Genomic DNA, 22,305 nt, shown 5'->3' on the forward strand with positions numbered 1-22,305 from the left:
CGCGCCGGTACCGGTTGGCCACGGGGATTCGACGGTCGGTGAACATGCTGCCCGTTCGGCCCGGACCGGTCAGTCCTAGATCTTTCGGAACAGCCGCCTCGACGCGACATCACCCGGCCGGGTGACATCTCCTGCCGACCTTAGTCCGATTTATCGCGATCAACGGCTGCCGCACTTCGGAAGGGCTGTTGACAGGCCGGAAACTCGATGTCAATCTCCCCGTATCCACCGGGCTGGGAGCGCTTCCATCGATCTCGGCCCATCAGTACCAGACTGGTCCGTCCGCACCAGACACCCGCCCGGCGGTGCCGGCCCCCGGTCACCGCGTGCCCACCGGAAGGACTCCCGTGCCCAGACCCCGCTGGCAGCGAGCCGTCCCCCTCGCCGCCGTGACCACCGCCGCGCTGGCCGCCACCGTGGTGACCACACCCGCCGCCGCGTACGCCCCGACGGGCCGGACCGCGACGGTCGCCGCCGACGCGCCGGAGCAGATCGTCAACGGCACCTTCGACAACGGCCACGCCCCCTGGTGGGGCACCCCGAACCTGACCCTCGACTCCAGCACCGGCCAGCTCTGCACCAACATCCCCGGCGGCACGGTCAACCCCTGGGACGTGATCATCGGGCAGGACAACGTCGCCCTGGTCGCCGGTGAGACGTACGAGTTCCGGTTCTTCGGCCAGGCCACGCCGGCCCGGGTCGGCAAGGCGCTGATCCAGCTCCCGGTCGACCCGTACACCCAGTACCTGTCGGCCAACCCCGAGCTGAGCGTCTCCGGCAACAACTACCGGTACACCTTCACCTCCCCGGTCGACCTGCCGAACGCCCAGGTCGCCTTCCAACTCGGCGGCAGCGCCGAACCGTGGACCATCTGCCTGGACGACGTCTCGCTGACCGGCGGCGCCGAACCCGACGTGTACGTCCCGGACACCGGCCCCCGGGTCCGGGTCAACCAGGTCGGCTACCTGCCGAAGGGGCCGAAGAACGCGACCGTGGTCACCGACGCGACCACACCCCTGCCGTGGAAGCTGCGCGACGGCGCCGGCCGGGTCGTGGCGTACGGCCACACCACGCCGCGCGGCCTCGACCCGTCCTCCGGGCAGAACGTGCACACCGTCGACTTCGGTCGGCACACCCGTGCCGGCACCGGCTACACGCTCACCGCCGACGGCGAGACCAGCCGGCCGTTCGACATCAGCTCCGCCTTCTACGAGCAACTCCGGACCGACGCGCTGAAGTTCTACTACACCCAGCGCAGCGGGATCGAGATCTCCGAGACGCTCCGCCCCGGCTACGGCCGGCCGGCCGGACACGTCGGGGTGGCGCCGAACCAGGGCGACACCGTGGTGCCCTGCCAGCCCGGCGTCTGCGACTACACGCTGGACGTCTCCGGCGGCTGGTACGACGCCGGCGACCACGGCAAGTACGTGGTCAACGGCGGCATCTCGGTACACCAGCTGATGAGCGAGTACGAGCGTTCGGTGCGGTCCCGTACCGGCGAGCCGTGGCGGCTCGGCGACCGGACGCTGGCCCTGCCGGAGAGCGGCAACCGGGTGCCGGACATCCTCGACGAGGCGCGCTGGGAACAGGAGTTCCTGCTCAAGATGCAGGTACCGGCCGGTCGTCCGCTGGCCGGCATGGCCCACCACAAGATCCACGACGATTCGTGGACCGGCCTGCCGCTGCTGCCGCACGTCGACGACAAGCGTCGCGAGCTGCACCCGCCGTCCACCGCCGCCACCCTCAACCTGGCCGCCACCGCGGCCCAGGCGGCCCGGGTCTTCCGGCCGTTCGACCGCAGGTTCGCCGACCGGAACCTGGCCGCCGCCGAGCGGGCCTGGGCGGCGGCGAAGGCCAACCCGGAGATCTACGCCGACCCGAACGACGCCAACGGCGGCGGCGCCTACAGCGACCCCGACGTCAGCGACGAGTTCTACTGGGCCGCCGCCGAGCTGTACCTGACCACCGGCGCGAAGGAGTACCGGACCTTCGTGCTCGCCTCGCCGCACCACACCGGTGACGTCTGGCGGGAGCGCGGCCTGGACTGGGGCAACACCGCCGCGCTGGGCCGGTTGCAGCTGGCTGTCGTACCGAACGGCCTGCCGGACCGGAGCCGGGTGAAGACCTCGGTGCTGCAGGGCGCCGACCGCTACCTGGCCACCCTGCGGGCCCACCCGTACGGCATCCCGTACAACCCGTCGGACAACCTGTTCGACTGGGGCTCCAACAACCTGATCGTCAACAACGCCATCGTGATGGCGGTCGCGTACGACCTGAGCGGCAAGGACCGCTACCGCGACGGGGTGCTGCAGACCATGGACTACATCTTCGGCCGCAACGCCCTCAACCAGTCGTACGTCACCGGCTACGGCGAGGTCGCGTCGCGCAACCAGCACAGCCGCTGGTACGCCCGCCAGCTCAACCCCGACCTGCCCAACCCGCCCCGGGGCACCCTCTCCGGCGGCCCGAACTCGGCGATCCAGGACCCGGTCGCCCAGCAGAAGCTGCGCGGCTGCGCGCCGCAGTTCTGCTACATCGACGACATCGAGTCCTGGGCGACGAACGAGCTGACCATCAACTGGAACGCGCCGCTGGCCTGGATCGCGGCCTTCGTCGCCGACCAGGACAACGGCGACGGGCGCTAGGAAGGGGCCCTTCCACAACAGAAAACGATAGGAAGGGGCCCTCCCTTACACCTCGGCGTGGTCCCCGGCCGGTCGTCGAAACCGGCCGGGGACCTGCCCGACGCCACCTGGCCCGTTGAGGGTGGCGTGGTCCTCAGCCGTCCCGGTCGATCCGCACCCGGGAACGGTCGGGATATCCGGCACGGTTCGCCGGCCAGCGGGTGCCGCGGTCCCGGGGGCCGGCGGCTGGCGGACGTCCGCCGACCGGCGGGTCGACCAGGGCCGCCGCGTCGATCCGGTGCCCGCGCCGCCGACCACCGGCCAGCGCGCTGACCACCGACCGGATCACCACCAGACACATCAGCTGGCGGTGGAGGAGCTGCTGCACCGGCAACGTCCAGAGCGGTCCCAGCCGTTCCCCGTCGAGACGCAGCCCGTACCCGGCGGTCGCCACCTGTAGCGCGAGCAGCCCGAGCCAGGCCAGCACGAGCGGGCTCCAGGGCAGGAGGAACAGCCCGTGGACGGCGAAGACGTCGACCACCGGCGCGACGAGCGGCAGCAGCACCTGGAGAACCGCGAGGTAAGGCAGCGCCCGTCGACCGAGCCGCCCACCGGCACCCCGCTCCCGTACCGCCCGGCGGTGCTTCCAGACCACCTGCAGGGTGCCGTGGCACCGGCGGTGGTACTGCCGCCACAGCTGACGCGGTGTCGCCGGCGCCTCGGTCCAGGCGACCGCCCGCCCCTCGTACGGCACCCGCCAGCCGGCCCGGAGCACCGCCATGGTCAGGTCGGTCTCCCCGGCGAGGGTGTCCGACGGCACCCCGCCCGCGTTCCGGAGCGCCTCCCGGCGGAACGCGCCGACCGCCCCGGCGACGGTGGGCAGGCAGCGCAGCACGTCGTACACCCGGCGGTCGAGGTTGACGCCGGTGACCTGGTCGAGGTGCTGCCACCGGCCGAGTGGCCGGCGCCGGTCCACCACCCTCGTCCTGCCGCAGATCGCGCCGACCGACGGGTCGGCGAACCCCTGGACGAGCCGGTACACGGTGTCCGGCTGGAACACGGTGTCCCCGTCCGTCAGGACCAGGAACTCGGTGCGGGCGTGCCGGATCCCGGTGTTCAACGCGGCCGGCGTGCCGATGTTCGCCTGTTGGACCACCCGGACCCCGGGCAGCCGCATCCGTGCCACGACGTCGGCGGTGCCGTCGGTGGAGCCGTCGTCGACGACGATGACGTCGAGGGCGGGATAGTCGCTGGCCACCAGGGACCGTACGGTCGCCGCGATGGTCGCCGCCCTGTTGTGGGCCGGCACGACGACGGTCACCGGGTCGAGGAACCGTGGCCCGGTCCGGGACCGGGCCTGTTCCCGCCGGCGGTGTCGTCCGGCGCAGACCGCCTGGGTGACGAGCCGGGCCAGGCCGAGTAGCAGCGCGACGCTGATCAGCCAGGTCATCGCGGTGGCCGACCCGTCCGGTGGCGGCACCGGGCCGCCGGTGACCGGCCCGCACGTGACGGCACCGAGGCCAGCCGCCGGACCGGTCCCGAGGCTGTCCACCGGACCGGCGCCGGGACCGGTGTGGACGGCGCGCGGGTGGCGCCGGCCGTCAGGGCGGGGTTGATCCGTTCGAGGCCCGACGCGCCTTCTGCCCGACCAGATGACGGCCGATCCGCCCCGGCCACGGCCGGTCCGGTGGACAGGGGCCCACGGACCCTTCGCCGGACGGACCGGTACGCCGCCAGCACCGTCGGCTCGGCCACGAGTTCACCGCGGCGGGCGGCCGCCGAGGCGGCGGCGAGCAGGCGGACGAGCCCCGCCAGGTCGGGCGGCGGCCGGCCGTCACCGTCGAGCAGCCGCTCGGCGACGGTGCCGTCGAGCCTGCTGATGTGCTGACTGTTCATCTCAGCCACTACAGCGTCGCGCCGGCCGCCGGTGTTACCTCCGCTGCTCCCGGCGCCCCGTCGCGGCCGCTCCGGGCGGTGCACCACCGGGCCGCCGACGGCCGGTCCGGGTCACCGGGGGCACGTACCGGCCAGCGTCGGCCCGGCTCACAACGGGTAGCGGCGGGCGACCGCGACCAGTTCCGACTCGTGCGAGCCGACGACCCCGACCTCCGGCGGTCGGGGCCGGAACCCGGGCAGCCCGGCCAGGCCGTCGCTGCCGTCCATGACCCGCAGCGACACCGGGCCGCCGGTCGGCCGCAGTCGCAGCTCGACCTCGATGCCGTCCGGCGGCGGCGCGTGGAAGACCACCCCGAACGGTTCGGCACCGCCGACCTCGACCGGGCGGCCGGCGACCTGGGCGCCGACGACGGTGGCGCTCGCCGGGTCGACGTGCAGCGAGACCAGACGTACCGGTCGCTGTGGGACGAGACGCAGCCGGAGGGTGCGTACCCCGGCCTCGGTCCGGTCGGCGAGCACGTCGAGCCGGGGCGCGGGCAGTGCCGCCGGCTGTGCCGGGCCGACCCGGAACTCCTCGTCGCCGAAGGCCGGGAAGGCGTCGCCCGCCCGGCCGGTACCGGTGACGTACTGTGCCGTCCAGGGCTGCGGGTCGGTCTCGGTGCTGAGCCAGCGGGCGGTGCCGGTCTCGGCGTCCAGGGCGTACATCAGCTGGGTCGGCACCGGATGGGCGGCGTCGAACCGGTCCACCGCCAGCCCCACCCCGGCGAGGACGACGGTGGCGAGGGCCGCCGCCAGCGCGGGTACCGCACCGGCCCGCCTGGCCCGGAGCGCGGCCATCGCCCGCTGCCCGCCGGCCGTCGGGTGCAGCAGGTCGACGACCGGGAGCGCGGCGAGCCCGAGCAGCACCGCGAAGAGCGCCGCGACGCCACCCATCGCCAGGCCGAGCGCGGGGAAGAGCAGCACCACCGTCGGCAGCAGGATCAGTACGCCGACAGCCGCGCCCACGGTCACCCCGACCACCGCCCAGGGGCCGTCCCGGCGGGTGGCCAGGGCCAGCAGTCCGCCGAGCGTGCCGGCCAGCGCGGGCAGCGTGGTCAGGTACGACCCACCGGGGGCCAGGAACGCGAGCGCCACCCCGAGTACGGCCAGCCAGCCGAAGCCGCCGACGGCCAGGGCGGCCGGACCGACCCGGCGTCGGGTGAGGGCGTACCAGGCGCAGAGGACGGTGCCGGCGAGGGCCAGCACCGCGAGCCGGTACCACAGCGGACGGTACGGGTCGAGCAGCGTCGCGTACCCGGGCCGGATCGCGCCGATCGCCGCCCAGAGCAGTTGGGCCCCGACCGGCGCGACCACGATCGGCACCAGGGCCAGGCCGAACCCGGCGACGAGTCGCGGCCAGGTGGTACGCCCGCGTCGCCGGGCCAGCCAGCCGAGCACCCCGACGCCGGCCAGCGCGAGCAGGGCGAGTGGCAGGGTCAGCCAGCCCGGGTACCGGGCCAGTCCACCGGGTACCGGGAAGTAGCTGGCGTCCCCGTCGGCGGTCACCTCGGCCAGGTCGACGGTGCCGAACTCCCGGGCCAGCGCCAGGGCGTTCGCGCCGTGTTGCTGCAGGGTGCCCCGGTCCACCCGGTCCGGGGTGTCCAACGGGGTGTGGTAGACGGCCGCACCGTCGATGTAGGCGGCGTTCAGCCCGACGAAGCCCTGGTCGAGGAAGGCGGTGAAGTCGGTGTCGTTCGGCAGCAGCCGGTAGACCTCGACCGCGAACGAGGTGCCGACCGGGTACGGGGCGGCCCGGCCGAAGACCTCGACCAGGCCGGCGTTCCGGACCGAGGTCTCGAACATGATCACCGGTCCGGTGCTGCCCCGCGCCTCCAGGTTGAGTACGACGCCGCCGTCGGCGGCCAGCGGATGGCCGGACGCGAACGCCGCCGCCCCGCACAGGCAGGCCTCCTCGGCGTCGGTGAAGACGAGGACGACGTCGTTTCGGGGGCGTGGGCCGGTGGTCAGCGCCCGGGCCACCTCCAGCAACGCCGAGGTGCCGGCGCCGTCGTCGTTGCCGCCCGGCCCGGACTGCACCGAGTCGTAGTGGGCGACCAGGAAGACCCGCCCGGTGGGATCGGTGCCGGGGATCCGGGCCACCACGTTGCGTACCCGGGCCAGGGTGACCCCGCCGGCCCCGCCGCTGAGCTGCCCGGCCTCCGGCCCGACGGTGTCCTGCGTCTCGGTCTCCAGCCCGAGGCCGCGCAGCGTCGTCTCCAGGTGGACCCGGACCCGCTCCGCGGCCGGGCTGCCGGCCACGTGGGTTTCCGCCGCGATCGTCCGAAGGTGCCCGTATGCCCGTTCCGCGCTGAACTGGTCCGCCGGCGCCCCGGCCCCGAGTGGTGCGGGTGTCCGCAGCCCGGCCAGGGTGACGACGCCCACCACCAGCAGTACGGCGAGCGCGGCCAGCGCCGCCGGCACGCGGCGGCGGGGCCGGGCCAGCGCCCGGTCGGCGGCGGGCAGCAGTCGACCCGGACCGGCCGTGGACGATCCGGCGGTGTCGGCGGTGGGCGAGGTGTTGTCGAGGGTGGCCGGGGACGGCCCGTCGGGGGTGGGCACGGGTGCCTCCAGGGGAGTACGGCAGCGGGTGCCATCATGGCGCCCCGATCCTGCGCCGGTCGCCCGGGTCGGCTGAACCGCCACCGGTCGCATAGCGTGACACGTATGTCTGTACTTCCCGACCCGATCGCCGTAGTGCGGGACTTTGTCGCGCGGGTCTCCCCGTACGACCCGGAACCGGACACGGAGCCGCTCGGTTTCCTCACAGTCTCCGCCATTTCGGGCACGGAGACGGTGTCGATCACGCCCCATCTGGCCCGGGCCCTGGCCCAGGCGCTGTCCGCCTACCGGGATCCGGCCGATCGGGGGAGCTGCGCGGGTTGCGGTGGGCGGCGACTTGACGACAATCTGCACTGCGTCGACTGCGGGCGGTTGCACGGCATCCTTGGTGAGGTCATCTCGCGACAGGCGGCCCGGGTACGTGAGCGGGCCGCGGCGGACCAGGCGGATACCGTGCGGTGAGCGGCGGGGCGGCACCGGCAATTTCGGTGCTGACGGTGTGGTGTGGCAGCGTTGGGGTGACAAAGGATCGGCCTCGATCGGGCGGCCCGGGGGCGGGCGCCGACGGTCACGGCTGGCGACCGATCGGAGCGAGGAGGGACCAGTGACGCGACGGAGCGTCGCCGGCGGACGGTCCCCGCGATGGGGAGCGCGACGGTGACCGGATCATCCGTGGTGCCGCTGCCGGCGTATCCGCACGGCGGGCTCGGCCGGCACGCGAAGTTGCCGCCCCGGGAGCGGCTGCGGGTCCTGCTGGTCGAGGACGACGAGGCCGACGCCTTCCTGGTCTCGGAGCTGCTCGCCGAGAGCGACGCGGCGGTCGACCTGCTGGTCGCGCGGAGCCTGAACGAGGCCCGGGCCCGGATGGCCGGGGTCGACTGCGTGCTGCTCGACCTCGGGCTGCCGGACGCCCAGGGATTCGACGGACTGCGTCAGGTGCTGGACTCCGCCAGCGGGGCCGCGGTCTGCGTGCTCACCGGGCGCTCCGACGAGCACCTCGGGGTCGACGCGGTGGCCGAGGGTGCCCAGGACTACCTGGTCAAGGGTCAGGTGGACGGGGTGCTGCTGGCCCGGGCGCTGCGTTACGCGGTGGAACGCAAACGCGCCGACGAGAACGCCCGCCGGCTGCGCGAGGTCGAACTGCGCCAGGCCGAGTCGGCCCGGTTGGAACGCGGACTGCTGCCGCAGCCGCTGATGGACACCGACGTGGTGCGGGTGCACACCTTCTACCGGCCCGGCCGGCACGCCGCGCTGATCGGCGGCGACTTCTACGACGCGGTGCAGACCAGGCCGGACCGGATCGACCTGATCATCGGTGACGTCTGCGGACACGGACCGGACGAGGCGGCGCTCGGGGTCGAGCTGCGGGTCGCCTGGCGGGCCCTGGTGCTCGCCGGGGTGCCGGACGAGCAGGTGCTGCCCGCGCTGGAGCAGGTGCTGATGAGCGAACGCCCGCTGCGGGAGACCTTCGCCACGGTCGCCACCGTACGGCTCGACCTGGCCGGCAACCGGGCCCTGGTCCGGCTCGCCGGACATCCGCCGCCGCTGCTGCTTTCCGGTGGCCGGGTCGAACCGGTGGCGGCGCCGTACGGGCTGCTGCTCGGCGTGCGCCCCCGGCCGCCGATCGCCTACGAACTGCAATTCGACACCGAGGACTGGTCACTGCTGATGTACACCGACGGACTCATCGAGGGGCGGGTGGGGGACGGCGACGACCGGCTGGACGTACCCGGGCTCACCGAGCTGATGGCGCAGCCCCGTACCCGGGAGGTGCCGTTGCCGCGACTGCCGGGCTGGCTGGTCGAACGGGCCGAGGAGGGCAACGGCGGCCCGCTCGCCGACGACGTGGCGATGCTGCTGGTCAGCCGGGGTGAGGGCCGGTGAGGGCACGGTCGGGGGGAACACCGGTGACCGGTTCGGCGAACTGGACCCTGCGACGCCGGGTCACCACGCTCTGCGTGGTGGTCGGCGCGCTGCTGGCCCTGCTGGCCGCCAGCGCGGCGGTGGTCGCCGCCAACAACCGTCAGCACCTGGACACCCTGCTCACCAAGACCGGGCCGCTGCGGACCAACGCGGAGGCGCTGCTCAGCGCGCTGGTCGACCAGCAGACCGGGGTACGCGGGTACGCGGTCACCGGGCGGGAGGCGGACCTGGCGCCGTACCGGTCCGGGTTGGAGCAGGAGACGAAGCTGATCGCCGCGATGGACGCCCTGGTCGGCGACCAGCCGGAGATCCGGCAGGACCTGCACACCGTGCGGGACCACGCCCGGCAGTGGCGGGAGGCGGTCGCCGAGCCGGCCATCGAGGCGGTCCGGACCGAGGGCACCGCGTTGGCCCAGACGCTGCTCGCCACTCGGGCCGGCGACCGGTTCGACAACCTCCGTCGCGAGGTCGCGGCGTTGCAGGAATCCATCCTCAAGCTCCGCAACGACGTCGCCGACCAGGCGCGTCGTACCGGAAACGCGCTGGTGCTGCTCCTCATCCTGGCGGCGGTCGTGGTGGTGGTCGCCGGAACGGCGTTGGTGACCTCGCTGAACCGGCTGGTGATCGGCCCGCTGACCACACTGGCGGGGCAGGTGCGGGAGGTCGCCTCCGGCGACTACCAGCGGGGTATCGAGCCCGACGGACCACCGGAGCTGGCCCAGCTCGCCGAGGACGTCGACGCGATGCGTCGGCGGATCGCCGCCGACCTGGCCGAGGTGCGCCAGGCCCGGGAGCGGATCGAGTGGGTCAACAGCCAGCTGGAGACGCAGGCCGCCGAGCTGGTGCGCTCCAACCGGGACCTGGAGCAGTTCGCGTACGTCGCCTCGCACGACCTGCAGGAGCCGCTGCGTAAGGTGGCCAGCTTCTGCCAGTTGCTGCAACGCCGGTACGCGGGCCAGCTCGACGAGCGGGCCGACCAGTACATCGCGTTCGCGGTGGACGGCGCGCAGCGGATGCAGCGTTTGATCAACGACCTGCTCGCCTTCTCCCGGATCGGCCGGTTGACCAGCGGCTTCACCGAGGTCGACCTGAACCAGGTGATGACCGAGGTGGCGGCCCAGACCGAGAACAGCCGCCGGTACGTCGGCGGTGAACTCACCTGGTCGGAGCTGCCGGTGATCCGGGGCGAGGAGACCCTGCTGACGAACCTGCTGACCAACCTGGTCAGCAACTCGCTCAAGTTCCGTCGGCCGGACCTGCCGCCGAAGGTGCACGTCTCGGCCCGCCGGGTGGGCGACGAGTGGGAGATCAGCTGCCAGGACAACGGCATCGGTATCGAGCCCGAGTTCGCCGACAAGATCTTCGTGATCTTCCAGCGGCTGCACGCCAAGGACGCCTACCCCGGCACCGGCATCGGCCTGGCGATCGTGAAGAAGATCGTCGAGTACCACGGTGGCCGGGTCTGGGTCGACGTCGAGAGCCGCGACGGCGCGTTGATCAGGTTCACCCTGCCGGTTCCGCCGGAACTGCGCGAGGTGTCGGCCCCGGCCGAACCGACCGCGATCGAGGCCGCCGCGCCCGACTCGGACGCCGCCGACGCCGCCGAGGCGACGGAGACCGGACCGTCCGCCGCGACCGCCACCGGCCCGGCCGGGGCGGAGACCGGCCCGTCCGCCGGCTCGCGGCGTGACCCGGCTCTCCCCGCCGGTGAGTCGGCGCGCCCGGCCGACGAGATGAAGGAGACTGTGTGACGGCCGAACTGATCGACGAGGAGGACCGATGACGGCACCGGCGGACGGTAGGAGCCCCATCGAGGTCCTGCTGGTCGAGGACGACCCGGGCGACGTGCTCATGACGCAGGAGGCGTTCGAGGAGCACAAGCTGCGGAACCGGCTCACCGTGGTCTCCGACGGCGCGGCGGCCCTGGCGTACCTGCGCCGGGAGGGCGAGTACGCGGACGCGGTCGCGCCGGACCTGATCCTGCTCGACCTGAACCTGCCCCGCCGGGACGGCCGGGAGGTACTGGCCGAGATCAAGCGGGACGAGCAGCTCTGCCGGATTCCGGTGGTGGTGCTGACCACCTCCCAGGCCGACGAGGACATTCTGCGCAGCTACCAGTTGCACGCGAACGCGTACGTGACGAAACCGGTCGACTTCGAACGGTTCATCTCGGTGGTCCGGCAGATCGACGAGTTCTTCGTCAGCGTCGTGAAGCTGCCGCCGCGTGGCTGATCCGATCGTCGACCGGGTCGGCGCGCTGATGCGCGAGGCCGCCACCACCGCCATCCTGCCGATGTTCCGTCGGCTCGACGCCGCCGACGTGACCGAGAAGGCACCCGGCGAGCTGGTCACGGTGGCCGACCGCCAGGCCGAGGAACTCCTGGACGCCGGGCTGCGCCGGCTCCTGCCCGGCTCCGAGGTGGTCGGTGAGGAGGGGGTCGCGGCCGATCCCGGCGTACTCGACCGGCTCAAGGGCCCGGGCCCGGTGTGGCTGGTCGACCCGGTGGACGGTACCGCCAACTTCGCCGCCGGCCGGCAGCCGTTCGCGGTGATGGTGGCGCTGCGGGAGGCCGGGGTCACCCGGACCAGCTGGATCCTCGACCCGGTCGGCGACACCCTGCTGGTGGCGCGGGCCGGCGACGGGGCGTATAGGGACGGGCTCGCGGTGCGGATGTCGCCCGCCGCACTGGAGCCGACCGCGCTGCGCGGGCCGGCGCCGACCCGGTTCCTCCCACCCGACCTGCGGGAACGGATCCTGGCCGGCGGGCACCGGCTCGGTGAGCTGCTGCCCGGTCTGCACTGCGCGGGTCAGGAGTACGCCGACATCGTCGCCGGACGGCAGCACTTCGCCCTCTTCTGGCGCACCCTGCCCTGGGACCACGTGCCGGGCACCCTGCTGGTCGAGGAGGCGGGCGGTGTCGTGCGGCGGTTCGACGGCAGCGCGTACGACCCGACGGACGGCCGGCCCGGGCTGCTGGCCGCCGCCAGCGAGCAGATCTGGGACACCGTCCACGCCGCACTCCTGGCGTCCTGACACCACGCCGACGCGGGCCGACAGCACGTGCGGATTCCGGTAGGCTGACCGGCGGTCTCCGCCGAGTGGCGCCGCCTTGGGCGCCGGCGGTGGCCGCCGCCGAACGGTGACGGTGGATCCTTCGGGGTCGGCGGCCGACGCGGAAGGATTGGCTTTCGTGCGTACAACGGCCATCGCGCGGCTGCACGGGCCGCGCCGGATCACGGCGCTGCTGGTCGCCGCCGTGCTCCTTGCCGTGACACCCACTCTCCTGATCAGTCCGACCGCTCCGGCGTTCGCCGCGCCGAGTGGCCCCGGCAACGAGGGTGGCACCAAGAAGTTGCGGGACGCGCTGGAGGACGCCGCCAAGGGGCACGTCGAGGCGACCAACAAGCTGGAGAACTCCAAGAAGCGGCAGAAGCAGCTCGGCGAGCGGTTGAAGCAGCTGGAGACGGACATCAGCACCCTCACCGTGGAGGTGGGGGCGATCGCCGCCGAGTCGTACCGGCAGGGTCGGCTGAGCCCGGTCTCGGCGCTGCTCAGCAGCGCCTCGCCGGAGGCGTTCCTGGAACGGGCCGGCCGGCTCGACATGATCGCCCAACGCAACGACAAGCAGCTCCGGCGCCTCACCGACGCGCTCGACGAGGCGACCCGGGCCAAGCTGGCGCTCGACGCCGAGATCAAGGAACAGAAGCGCCAGGTCGAGATCATCGCGAAGAAGAAGCGGGACGCCGAGCGGGCCCTGGCCGCCGTCGGCGGCGGCGCGGCCGGTGGCCTGGTCAGTGCCAACTCGCCGCTGGCCAAGGCGGCGCCGAAGAACTCCGACGGCTCCTGGCCCCGGGAGTCCTGCAACGTCGACGATCCGACCACCTCGGGCTGCATCACCCCGCGTACCCTGCACGCGCTCAACCAGGCCAAGGCGAACGACTACCGCCGGCACGTCTCGTGTTTCCGCAGCGGTGGCAGCGGCGAGCACCCGAAGGGACGGGCCTGCGACTTCTCCGCCGCCGCGGGCGGGTTCGCCAACGAGCACGCGACCGGGGGCGACCGCAGCTACGGCGACGCCGTCGCGGCGTTCTACGTCAAGAACGCCGGTCGGCTGGGCGTGATGTACGTGATCTGGTACCGGAAGATCTGGATGCCGGGTACCGGGTGGCGGGCGTACAACGGTGGCGGGGACCCCGCCTCCGAGCACACGAACCACGTTCATCTGTCCATGTTGTAGCCCGGATCCGGTCGGGCACTGCGTAGCATCGCTGCGATGGACTCTTCACCACCTGAGGTCGTCGACGCCGACACCCGGCCCGAGCAGCCGGAGCCGGAGCCGGAACGGCGCGCCCTGCCACCGGGACTCGCCGCCACGCTGGTTTTTCTCGCCAGTGGCGCGGTCCTGGTCCTGGAGACCGCGTCGCTCCGGCTGGTCGGCCCGTACGTCGGAGTGACGCTGCAGGTCACCAGCTCGGTGATCGGGGTGGCGCTGGCCGCGATCGCGTACGGCGCCTGGATCGGCGGTTGGCTCGCCGACCGCCGTGACCCGCGTGCCCTGCTCGCTCCGGCGCTGGTCCTGGCCGGCATCACCACCGCGCTGACCCTGCCGATCGTCCGGTACGCCGGCGAGGTGCTGCGCGGTGGTGCCGCCGTCGGCATCCTGCTGCTCACCGCGTTGGCCATCTTCCTGCCGGCGGCGCTGCTCTCGTCGATCACCCCGATGGTGGTCAAACTGCAGCTCGCCGACCTGCGCCGGACCGGTCAGGTGGTGGGACGGCTCTCCAGCATCGGCACCCTCGGCGCGATCACCGCCACCCTGGGCACCGGTTTTGTGCTGGTCGCCGCCCTGCCGAGTTCCGCCATCATCATCAGCCTGGCGGTGCTGCTCGGGTTGACCGGCCTCGGGCTCGGCGTGTGGCTGCACCGGCGAGCCGGTAGCAACCTGCCCCGGCCGTCCCGGGCCACCGCCGCGCTGGCGGTACTGGGGCTGGCCGGCGCCTCGTTCTCCGCGGTCGCCCCCACCCCGTGCGACGTGGAGACCGCCTACCACTGCGCCTCCGTCGAGGCCGATCCGGTGAACTCGACCGGCCGGCTGCTGGTGCTGAACTCGGCCTGGCACTCCTACGTGGACCTGAACGACCCGGCGCACCTGGAGTTCGCGTACACCCAGTGGCTCGGTGCGGTGGCGGACGTGGTGGCGCCGGCCGGCCGGGCGGTCGACGCCGTACACCTCGGCGGCGGTGGTTTCACCATGCCGCGATATCTCACCGCGACCCGGCCCGGCACCCGCAACGAGGTCTACGAGATCGACGGTGAGCTGGTCGAACTCGGCCGCCGCGAACTCGACGTGCGACTCGGTCCAGAACTGCGGGCCAGGGTCGGCGACGCCCGGATGCTGATCGGCGAGCGGCCGCGGGGGAGCGCGGACCTGGTGATCGGGGACGCCTTCGGTCACCTTGTGGTGCCCTGGCACCTGGCCACCCGGGAGATGGCGGCCGAGGTCCGTCGGATCGTCCGGCCCGGCGGGATCTACGCGCAGAACGTCATCGACCACCCGCCGCTGCGGTTCATCCGGGCCGAGGTGGCCACGGTCGCGGCGGAGTTCCCGCACGTCGCGTTGATCGCGCCGCCGGCCGCGATCGCCGGGGAGCAGGGCGCGAACTTTGTCATCGTCGCCTCGGACCGGACACTGCCGCTGGAGGTGTTGCGCCAGCAGCTGGCGACCAGCGCCGACGAACCGGTCACCCTGCTGTCCGGTGCCGCCCTCGACGAGTTCGTCGACGACGCGATGGTGCTGACCGACGAGTACGCGCCGGTCGACCAACTGCTCGCCACCGCCTGATCCGATCGTTCGGGTGGGGTGGGGCCGGGTGTGCGGCTCTGGGCGGTCAGGCTTGATCCCGTCGCCCGTCACCCGGCCCCACCCGGAGCGCGCGGCGCCGTCCGCTGGGTTCCCCCCTGCCCGGTCCCGGTGCGCTGCCCAGAGTGAATAGTGACCCGGATTCAGGTGTATCCCGGCCGGCTGTGGGCAAGGAAGGTCCTCATGACCGGGTGGGGTAGGTGGGGCGGGTCGGACCGGCAGCGCGTCGAACTGGTCGGTGACCGGTATCGACTGATCGAGGAACTCGGCGAGGGCGGCATGTCCGTGGTCTGGCGCGGCCACGACGAGGTGCTCGGTCGGCCGGTGGCGGTGAAGATGCTCGCCCCGCGCCTGATCAGCGACCACACCTTCCGGCACCGGATCCGGATCGAGGCGCGGGCCGCCGCCCGGCTCTCCCACCCGCACATCACCGGGGTCTACGACTACGGCGAGTCGGTCCGGTTCGGCCAGACCGTCCCGTACGTGGTGATGGAACTGGTCGACGGTGAATCGCTGGCGGCCCGGCTCGACCGGGACGGCCGGCTGCCGTGGTGGGACGCAATCGTGGTGGCCGCCCAGGTCGCGGCGGCGCTGGCCGCGGCGCACGCCCGGGGGGTGGTGCACCGGGACATCACCCCGGGCAACGTCATGCTCACCGTGATGGGGGCGAAGGTCGTCGACTTCGGGATCTCGGCCGTGGTCGGCGAGCAGGACGGCACCGCGGACGGGCATCTCTTCGGCACTCCGGCCTACCTGGCGCCGGAACGCCTGGGGCAGGGCCAGGTCTCGGCCGCCACCGACGTGTACGCCCTCGGCCTGCTGCTCTACCGCATGCTGACTGGCCAACTGCCCTGGCGGACCGGGACCCGTACCCAGATGCTCCGCGCCCACCTGTACGAGGATCCGGCCCCGATGCCGCCGGTGCCCGGGTTGCCGGCGGAGGTGGTCGCGATCGCCGAACAGTGCCTGGCCAAGGAACCCACCGAGCGGCCGGGCAGTGCCGAACTGGCCAGGGTCCTGGCCGCGGCGGCCGGGGTTGCGGTGCCGGTGCCCGTCGGGGCGGCCTCGGCCGGGCCCGTCGACGGTGCTGGCGGCCCGCCCGGTGGCCTCGTGGCGTCGGTCGAACCGGGCACCACGATCCTGCCGGGCACGGAGACGACCGGGGCACTGCCCCTGCCGACGGGGCGACGTGGGTGGCCGACCGTGCGGGCCGGCCGTGGCCTGCGGGTCGCGGCGGTCGGGGTCGGCCTGCTGGCGGTGAGCGCCGGGGTCTGGGTGGGCGCCGGGGGGGCCGGGGGTCCGGACGGTTCGGTGGCACCGGCCGCGGCGGGCGGTCCGGCGGGTCAGGGCGGTCCGGCGCTGGGCGGACCCGCCGGTTGTCAGGTGGACTACACGCTCCGGGCGGACCAGGACCGGCGGTTCGAGGTCGACCTCAAGGTGACCAACCTCGGCTTCAAGCCGCTGCGGGACTGGACCCTGACCTTCGCCTTCCCCGGCGACCAGGCGCTGCTCGGCGCCCCGTCACCGGACTCCCGGCAGGAGGGGCGTGAGGTGCGGCTGCGGCCCGTACGGGGCAATCCGGAGGTGACCCTGCCCGCTGGCGGTGCCGCCCGGTTCACCCTGGTGGGGACGTACTCCGGGGCGAACCCGGTGCCGGTGGAGTTCCGGCTGAACGACACCTCGTGCACGGTCCAGGTCGCCTCGGGGGTGGGGGACGCCGGTGGTGTCGCCGCCGGTGCCGAGATCGGGATGCTGCCTCCGGTGCCCTCGCCGACCGCCGACCGGCGTGCAGACGACTCCGGTTCTGGCTCCGGTTCTGGTTCCGGTTCTGGTTCTGGCCCCGGACCGGGGGCTGGCGACCGGGGTGGCCCGGGTCCGGACAGTGCCAAGGACAAGGGACCGCACCGGAAGAAGGACGCCGGCCCGCCGGGTCCCGGCAAGAAGGGCTAGCACCACGAGCCGGACGAGGACGATGGCGACGCGTGACGCCTCTGCGTCGGACCACGTCCGGTCGGGCGGCGGGCGGTGGTGAGTTGAGGCTGCCGTCGGGATCGGCCCGGGCGGTGGTGAGTTGAGGCTGCCGTCAGTGGCGGCGGGCGGTGGTGAGTTGGGGCCTGCCGTCGGGGTCGCCCCCGGGCGGTGGTGGTGGCCGAGGCTGCGGTGAGGGTCGGCCGGGTGGTGGTGATCGAGGCTGCCACCGGGGTCGGCCCTTGTCTGTGCCGGCCACCCGTCGGGTGTTACTTGTGGGTTTCAGCCACATAGCCCGTGCGTGACGTCACTCCTACCGTGAGCCGACGATGCTTCTCCCAACTCCCCCTCATGTGGAGCGATGATGACGGTCCGGACGACGCGGCGGGTGTTTGTCACCGCCACCACGCTGCTGGCCGCGGCGCTCGCCGCGACGGCCTGCGGCAGCCCGCAGGAGACCGCGACCGGAGGCGGTGACGGCACCGCGCCGGTCAAGGTGGGCCTGGTCTACTCCCAGTCGGGGGCGTTGGCCAGCTACGGCAAGCAGTACATCGAAGGCTTCCGCGCCGGCCTGGCGTACGCGACGGGTGGCACCAACAAGATCGGCGACCGTACGGTCGAGGTGACCGAGGTGGACGACGCGGGTGACCCCGCCAAGGCGGTCTCGGCGGCGAAGGACCTGATCGGCAAGGGTTACCAGATCCTCGCCGGCTCGACCGCCTCCGGAGTGGCACTGCAGGTCGCCCCGATCGCCGCGCAGAACAAGGTCCTGTTCATCTCCGGGCCGGCCGCCACCGACGGTGCGACCGGGGTCAACCGGTACACCTTCCGGTCCGGGCGGCAGTCGTACCAGGACGTGCTCACCGCGAAGTCGTTCATCGGCGACGCGGCCGGCAAGAAGGTCGTGGTCTTCGCCCAGGACAGCGCGTTCGGCAAGAGCAACGAGGACGCGGTGAAGGCGGTGATCGGCGGTGCCGGCGCCACCGTCACCAGCGTGCTCGCCCCGGCCAGCGCCACCGACTTCACCCCGTTCGCCAGCCAACTCACCGCCGCCAAGCCGGACCTGCTCTTTGTCGCCTGGGCCGGCACCACCGCCCCGGCCATGTGGCAGACCCTCGACCAGCAGGGCGTGCTCGGCTCCACCACCGTGGTCACCGGGCTGGACATCCGGGCCTCCTGGCCGACCTTCGGCGCGGCCGGTACCAAGATCTCGTTCCTGTCGCACTTCTTCGACGGTGCCGCCGACAACCCGGCCGCCCAGGCGGCGAAGAAGGCCGTACCCGGCGGGGTGCTGGACCTGTTCCACCCCGACGGTTTCACCGCCGCGCAGATGGTGGTCCGGGCGGCCCAGGAGGGCGGCGACGACGTCGACAAGATGGTCACCGCGCTGGAGGGGTGGAGCTTCGACGGGGTGAAGGGCAAGATCACCGTTCGGGCCGAGGACCACGCCCTGCTCCAGCCGATGTTCCAGGCGAAGCTCGCCGGCAGCGGCGACGCGATCACGGCGACGGCGCAGAAGGTGCTGACGCCGGAGGAGACCACGCCGCCGGCCGTCGCGATGAAGGGCTGAGCGGTGCTCGCCACCCGCGCTCTGACCTGGCGGATCGGTGAGGTCGCCATCGTCGACGGCGTCGACCTCGACCTGGCTCCCGGGGAGTTCCTCGGGGTGATCGGGCCGAACGGTGCCGGCAAGACCTCGCTGTTCAACCTGGTCTCCGGCCTGCGTCGGCCCACTGCCGGCCAGGTGCTGCTGAACGGTACGGACATCAGCGCGCTGCCGCCGTACCGACGGGCCCGGCTCGGTCTGGGACGTACCTTCCAGGCCTCGTCGGTCTTCGGCTCGCTCAGCGTGCGGGAGAACGTGCGGCTGGCCGTACAGGCACATCGCGGTGGCTCGATGAGGCTGTGGCGGCGGGCGGCGGCCGATCGGGAGGTGGTCGCCGCCGCCGACGCCGCCCTGGACCGGGTCGGGCTGGCCCACCGGGCGGAAGCCCTGGCCGGCACGCTCGCCCACGGTGAGAAGCGGAAACTGGAGATCGCGCTGCTGCTCGCCGGCGAGCCGACGGTGATGCTGCTCGACGAGCCGATGGCCGGGGTGAGCGCCGAGGACGTGCCGGAACTCGTCGGGGTGATCCGCTCGCTGACCGGCGACAGCGGACGCGCGGTGCTCATGGTGGAACACCACATGGACGTCATCCTCGGCCTGGCCGACCGGATCGCCGTGATGCACCACGGCGCGCTGCTCGCCTGCGACGTCCCGGAGACGGTGATGGCCAACCCGGTGGTGCAGGAGGCGTACCTAGGTGAGTCGCTATGAGTAACCCGCCGGTCCTCACGGTCTCCGACCTGTCGGTACGGATCGCCGGCCTGCACATCCTGCAGGGGGTCTCGTTCGACGTGGCGCCGAGCGGGGTGACCGTGCTGCTCGGCCGCAACGGCGTCGGCAAGACCACCACACTGCGGGCGATCCTTGGCCTCACCCCACGCGGCGGCGAGGTACGCGGCACCGTGCGGACGGGTGACCGGATCCTCGGCGGTGAGCCGACCCACCGGCTGGTCCGGGGCGGTCTCGGCTACGTGCCGGAGGACCGCTGCGTCTTCGCCGGCCTGACCGTGGCGGAGAACCTGCGGCTCGCCGAGCGGCGTTCCGGCACCCCCGGGTACGACCGGGTCTACGAACTCTTCCCGGAGCTGAAGCGGCGTGGCCGGCAGCGGGCGGGTTCGCTCTCCGGCGGGCAGCAGCAGATGCTGGCGATCGGCCGGGTGCTGCTCAACGACAATCGACTGCTGCTGGTCGACGAGCCGACCAAGGGACTCGCGCCGAAGGTCGTCACCGAGGTCGCCGAGGTGCTGGAGCGGGTCGCGGTCGCCGTTCCGGTGCTGTTGGTCGAGCAGAACCTGGCGGTGGTACGCCGACTCGCCCGCGACGCGGTGGTGCTGGCCGCCGGCCGAGTCGCCTGGAGCGGTGCCGCCGACGAACTGTTGCGGGAGCCGGAACTGACCCGGTCCCTGCTCGGCGTCGGCGTCGCCGGTGACCACGCTGCCGGTGCCGGCGGGAAGGCGGATCCGAAGTGAGCACCATCGTGCTGTTGACGCTGACCGGGCTGGGACTGGCGGCACTGTACTTCCTGGTCGCCTCCGGACTCTCCCTGGTGTTCGGGCTGGCCGACGTGCTCAACTTCGCGCACGGACTGTTCCTCTCCGTCGGGGCGTACGCCACCTGGTGGGCGGCGGGGAACCTGCCCGGCGCCGGCCCGTCCGGCTTCGGATTTGTGCTCGCGGTCGCCTTCGGGGTGGTCGCCGGGGCGGTGGTGGGAATGGCCGTCGAGCTGGTCATGATCCGCCCGCTCTACTCCCGCACCATCGAACAGGTGCTGGTCACGGTCGGGCTCTCGCTGGCCGGTGTCGCGCTGCTCCAGGCCACCTGGGGAGCTGACCCGCGTCCGTTCCCGCGACCGGAGTGGACCCAGCAGGTGACCCCGGTACTCGGCGCCAAGGTGCCGAACTCGGGAATCCTGCTCATCGTCGCGGCGGCGGTGGTGCTGGCCGCGCTGCTCGGTTTCCTCCGCTACACCCGGTACGGCCTGATCATCCGGGCCGGGGTGGAGAACCGGGAAATGGTCACCGCGCTCGGGATCGACGTGCGCAAGGCGTTCACCCTGGTCTTCGCCATCGGCGGGGCCGCCGCGGCGCTGGCCGGGGCACTCGGCGGCGTCTACTTCGGATCGGTCTCGCCGAGCCAGGGCGGATCACTGCTGATCTTCGCCTTCATCGTGGTGGTGATCGGCGGCATGGGTTCGGTCGTCGGTTCGGCGTACGCCGCCGTCGCGGTCGGTCTGCTGCAGCAGTTCGTCAACTACTACGGCACCTCGGGTGCGGGGGACATCTGCGTGGTCGCGCTGCTCGCGATCGTGCTGCTGCTCCGCCCGCAGGGCATCGCGGGAAGGGCGGCGGCCGCATGACGGAGACAACCACCTCGTCCGCCGGACCGGCGGTGGCCACCAGCCCCGCCGGATCCCCGCCGACGGAGACCCCGACCGCCGGCCCGGCTCCGGCACCGGGCCGAGGCTGGCGGTCGGCCCTGCGGACCTGGTCGCCGCTGCTGGTGCTCCTGGTCTTCGCGGTGCTGCCGTACTCGACGGTCTCCGTGCCGGGGATCTTCGATGGTCCACTCAACGCGCCCGGCACGCTGCAACTGCTCGCCATCTGCCTGGTCTTCGGCGGGCTCGCCGCCGGCTACGACCTGCTGTTCGGCCGGACCGGGATGCTCTCCTTCGGTCACGCGCTCTACTTCGCGGCCGGCGTCTACGGCACCGACATCCTGATCACGAAGGCCGGGCTGCCGCTGTGGCAGGCGGCGCTGCTGACCCTCACCGGCGGCACCACCCTCGCCGCGCTGCTCGGCGCGGTCGCGCTCCGTACCGCCGGCATCGCGTTCGCCATGGTGACCCTGGCGTTCGCCCAGGTCGGCGCGATCCTGGTGGCGCAGGACTTCTGGGGACTCACCGGTGGTGAGGAAGGCCTGCCACTGGACGTCTCCGGGTTGCCGACCATGCTGGTCGGCGTCGCGAACACGGTCAACCTGTACTGGCTGGCGCTGGCGTACCTGGCGGTTGTGGTTCTGGTGGTGCACCGGGTCGCCGGCTCGCCGACCGGCCGGGTCCTCGCCGGACTGCGGGACGACGAACGACGGATCGGGGTGCTCGGGCTCGACCCGTACCGGTTCAAGCTGGTCGCGTTCACCCTGTCCGGCGGGATGGCGGTCGGTGGCGGGGTCATCTACTGCCTGCTGGTCGGCGGCGCGTCGCCGCACGTCACCTCCTCCGAGCTGACCCTGTCGCTGCTGGTCATGGTGGTGCTGGGTGGGCCGGGGACCCGATGGGGGCCGGTGCTCGGCGGAATGCTCTACATGTACCTGGACCACCGGCTCACCGCGTTCGGCGCCTCCTCGGCGGTGGATTCGCTACCGGGCGTGCTGAGCGGACCGCTGTCCCAGCCGTTGTTCGTCCTCGGCACCGTCTTCATCCTGGCCGTCTACTTCTTCCCGGGTGGGCTGGCCGGGCTCGCCGGCCGTCTCGGCCCGCTGCGCGCCGCCGCACGGCGACGCCCCAGCTGACCCCGCCGCTCCTGCGGGCAACTCTCACGGCAAGGTGACCTATACATGATCCGGTAAAGTCCAGCCGTCCAGCTCGACCCGGGTCCGGTAGTCCCGGTAGCGCACGTCGTCGTACCACCGCCCGCCCCGGCGCAGTCGAATCGCCTGCCGCTGCCCGACCGGAAGTACATGGGCGCGTTCGACGTCGTGCAGGTAACGCAACTCCAGTGCCGAGGCTGCCGTGGCGCTGCCACGCCGGCCAACCCGGCTGTGGAAAACTCCGGCGTTGTCCACAGGCGGGCCGGATGGGTTGGTTCGCCCCGACACACCTCGCCGGGTG

At 72.8% G+C, this 22,305-nt stretch carries 17 protein-coding genes; 14 read left to right on the forward strand and 3 right to left on the reverse strand.

All coding sequences use genetic code 11. The features are described from left to right. The first annotated feature begins 347 nt into the window (after nucleotides 1-347). The gene (locus V1633_RS17330; protein WP_407952038.1) at nucleotides 348-2,645 is read left to right on the forward strand and encodes a glycoside hydrolase family 9 protein; all 2,298 of its coding nucleotides are present in this window, start codon (nucleotides 348-350) and stop codon (nucleotides 2,643-2,645) included. Between the two features lie 133 nt (nucleotides 2,646-2,778). Here the strand turns inward: V1633_RS17330 and V1633_RS17335 are convergent, their stop codons facing one another. Together V1633_RS17335 and V1633_RS17340 are read right to left on the reverse strand one after the other, a co-directional pair. Beyond that, nucleotides 2,779-4,074 carry a glycosyltransferase gene (locus V1633_RS17335; protein WP_331215376.1) on the reverse strand — a complete coding sequence of 432 codons (1,296 nt, stop codon included), beginning with the start codon at nucleotides 4,072-4,074 and terminating at the stop codon, nucleotides 2,779-2,781. A 593-nt stretch (nucleotides 4,075-4,667) separates the two neighbouring features. Continuing rightward, complete coding sequence (locus V1633_RS17340) at nucleotides 4,668-7,025, reverse strand: M28 family peptidase (RefSeq protein WP_331215474.1); 2,358 nt, start codon at nucleotides 7,023-7,025, stop codon at nucleotides 4,668-4,670. A 198-nt stretch (nucleotides 7,026-7,223) separates the two neighbouring features. Here V1633_RS17340 and V1633_RS17345 point away from each other — a divergent pair, with 198 nt between their 5' ends. The 13 genes from V1633_RS17345 to V1633_RS17405 all read left to right on the forward strand — a co-directional run bounded on the left by V1633_RS17345 (nucleotide 7,224) and on the right by V1633_RS17405 (nucleotide 21,986). Beyond that, nucleotides 7,224-7,580: a hypothetical protein gene (locus V1633_RS17345; protein ID WP_331215377.1), complete on the forward strand. Its 357-nt coding sequence runs from the start codon at nucleotides 7,224-7,226 to the stop codon at nucleotides 7,578-7,580. Between the two features lie 180 nt (nucleotides 7,581-7,760). Next, nucleotides 7,761-9,002: a PP2C family protein-serine/threonine phosphatase gene (locus tag V1633_RS17350; RefSeq protein ID WP_407952039.1), complete on the forward strand. Its 1,242-nt coding sequence runs from the start codon at nucleotides 7,761-7,763 to the stop codon at nucleotides 9,000-9,002. A gap of 23 nt (nucleotides 9,003-9,025) precedes the next feature. Further along, complete coding sequence (locus V1633_RS17355) at nucleotides 9,026-10,792, forward strand: sensor histidine kinase (RefSeq protein WP_331215379.1); 1,767 nt, start codon at nucleotides 9,026-9,028, stop codon at nucleotides 10,790-10,792. Nucleotides 10,793-10,820: 28 nt separating this feature from the next. Next, nucleotides 10,821-11,273, forward strand: coding sequence for a response regulator (locus V1633_RS17360; protein WP_331215380.1), 453 nt, complete (start codon nucleotides 10,821-10,823; stop codon nucleotides 11,271-11,273). Further along, nucleotides 11,266-12,075, forward strand: a complete 810-nt coding sequence (locus V1633_RS17365; protein WP_331215381.1) for an inositol monophosphatase family protein — start codon at nucleotides 11,266-11,268, stop codon at nucleotides 12,073-12,075. The genes V1633_RS17360 and V1633_RS17365 overlap by 8 nt, the downstream gene beginning before the upstream one ends. Nucleotides 12,076-12,232: 157 nt before the next feature. Beyond that, the gene (locus V1633_RS17370) at nucleotides 12,233-13,279 is read left to right on the forward strand and encodes a coiled-coil domain-containing protein (RefSeq protein WP_331215382.1); all 1,047 of its coding nucleotides are present in this window, start codon (nucleotides 12,233-12,235) and stop codon (nucleotides 13,277-13,279) included. A gap of 36 nt (nucleotides 13,280-13,315) precedes the next feature. After that, nucleotides 13,316-14,884 carry a fused MFS/spermidine synthase gene (locus tag V1633_RS17375; RefSeq protein ID WP_331215383.1) on the forward strand — a complete coding sequence of 523 codons (1,569 nt, stop codon included), beginning with the start codon at nucleotides 13,316-13,318 and terminating at the stop codon, nucleotides 14,882-14,884. Between the two features lie 201 nt (nucleotides 14,885-15,085). Continuing rightward, nucleotides 15,086-16,852: a serine/threonine-protein kinase gene (locus V1633_RS17380; protein ID WP_331215384.1), complete on the forward strand. Its 1,767-nt coding sequence runs from the start codon at nucleotides 15,086-15,088 to the stop codon at nucleotides 16,850-16,852. A gap of 382 nt (nucleotides 16,853-17,234) precedes the next feature. Continuing rightward, entirely contained in the window at nucleotides 17,235-18,440 is a 1,206-nt protein-coding gene (locus tag V1633_RS17385; protein ID WP_331215385.1) for a substrate-binding domain-containing protein, read from the forward strand. A 3-nt stretch (nucleotides 18,441-18,443) separates the two neighbouring features. Then, nucleotides 18,444-19,187, forward strand: a complete 744-nt coding sequence (locus V1633_RS17390) for an ABC transporter ATP-binding protein (RefSeq protein WP_331215386.1) — start codon at nucleotides 18,444-18,446, stop codon at nucleotides 19,185-19,187. After that, complete coding sequence (locus V1633_RS17395; RefSeq protein ID WP_331215387.1) at nucleotides 19,184-19,945, forward strand: ABC transporter ATP-binding protein; 762 nt, start codon at nucleotides 19,184-19,186, stop codon at nucleotides 19,943-19,945. Before V1633_RS17390 ends, V1633_RS17395 begins: the two co-directional genes overlap by 4 nt. Further along, nucleotides 19,942-20,832 (forward strand): branched-chain amino acid ABC transporter permease, encoded by an 891-nt coding sequence (locus V1633_RS17400; protein WP_331215388.1) that lies wholly within the window; start codon nucleotides 19,942-19,944, stop codon nucleotides 20,830-20,832. Before V1633_RS17395 ends, V1633_RS17400 begins: the two co-directional genes overlap by 4 nt. After that, nucleotides 20,829-21,986 carry a branched-chain amino acid ABC transporter permease gene (locus tag V1633_RS17405; protein ID WP_331215389.1) on the forward strand — a complete coding sequence of 386 codons (1,158 nt, stop codon included), beginning with the start codon at nucleotides 20,829-20,831 and terminating at the stop codon, nucleotides 21,984-21,986. Before V1633_RS17400 ends, V1633_RS17405 begins: the two co-directional genes overlap by 4 nt. Before the next feature lie 39 nt (nucleotides 21,987-22,025). Here V1633_RS17405 and V1633_RS17410 read toward each other — a convergent pair whose 3' ends face one another. Next, nucleotides 22,026-22,259, reverse strand: a complete 234-nt coding sequence (locus V1633_RS17410) for a hypothetical protein (RefSeq protein ID WP_331215390.1) — start codon at nucleotides 22,257-22,259, stop codon at nucleotides 22,026-22,028. Nucleotides 22,260-22,305 lie beyond the last annotated feature (46 nt).

It is taken from the genome of Plantactinospora sonchi (assembly GCF_036422035.1).
Classification (GTDB): Bacteria; Actinomycetota; Actinomycetes; order Mycobacteriales; family Micromonosporaceae; genus Plantactinospora; species Plantactinospora sonchi.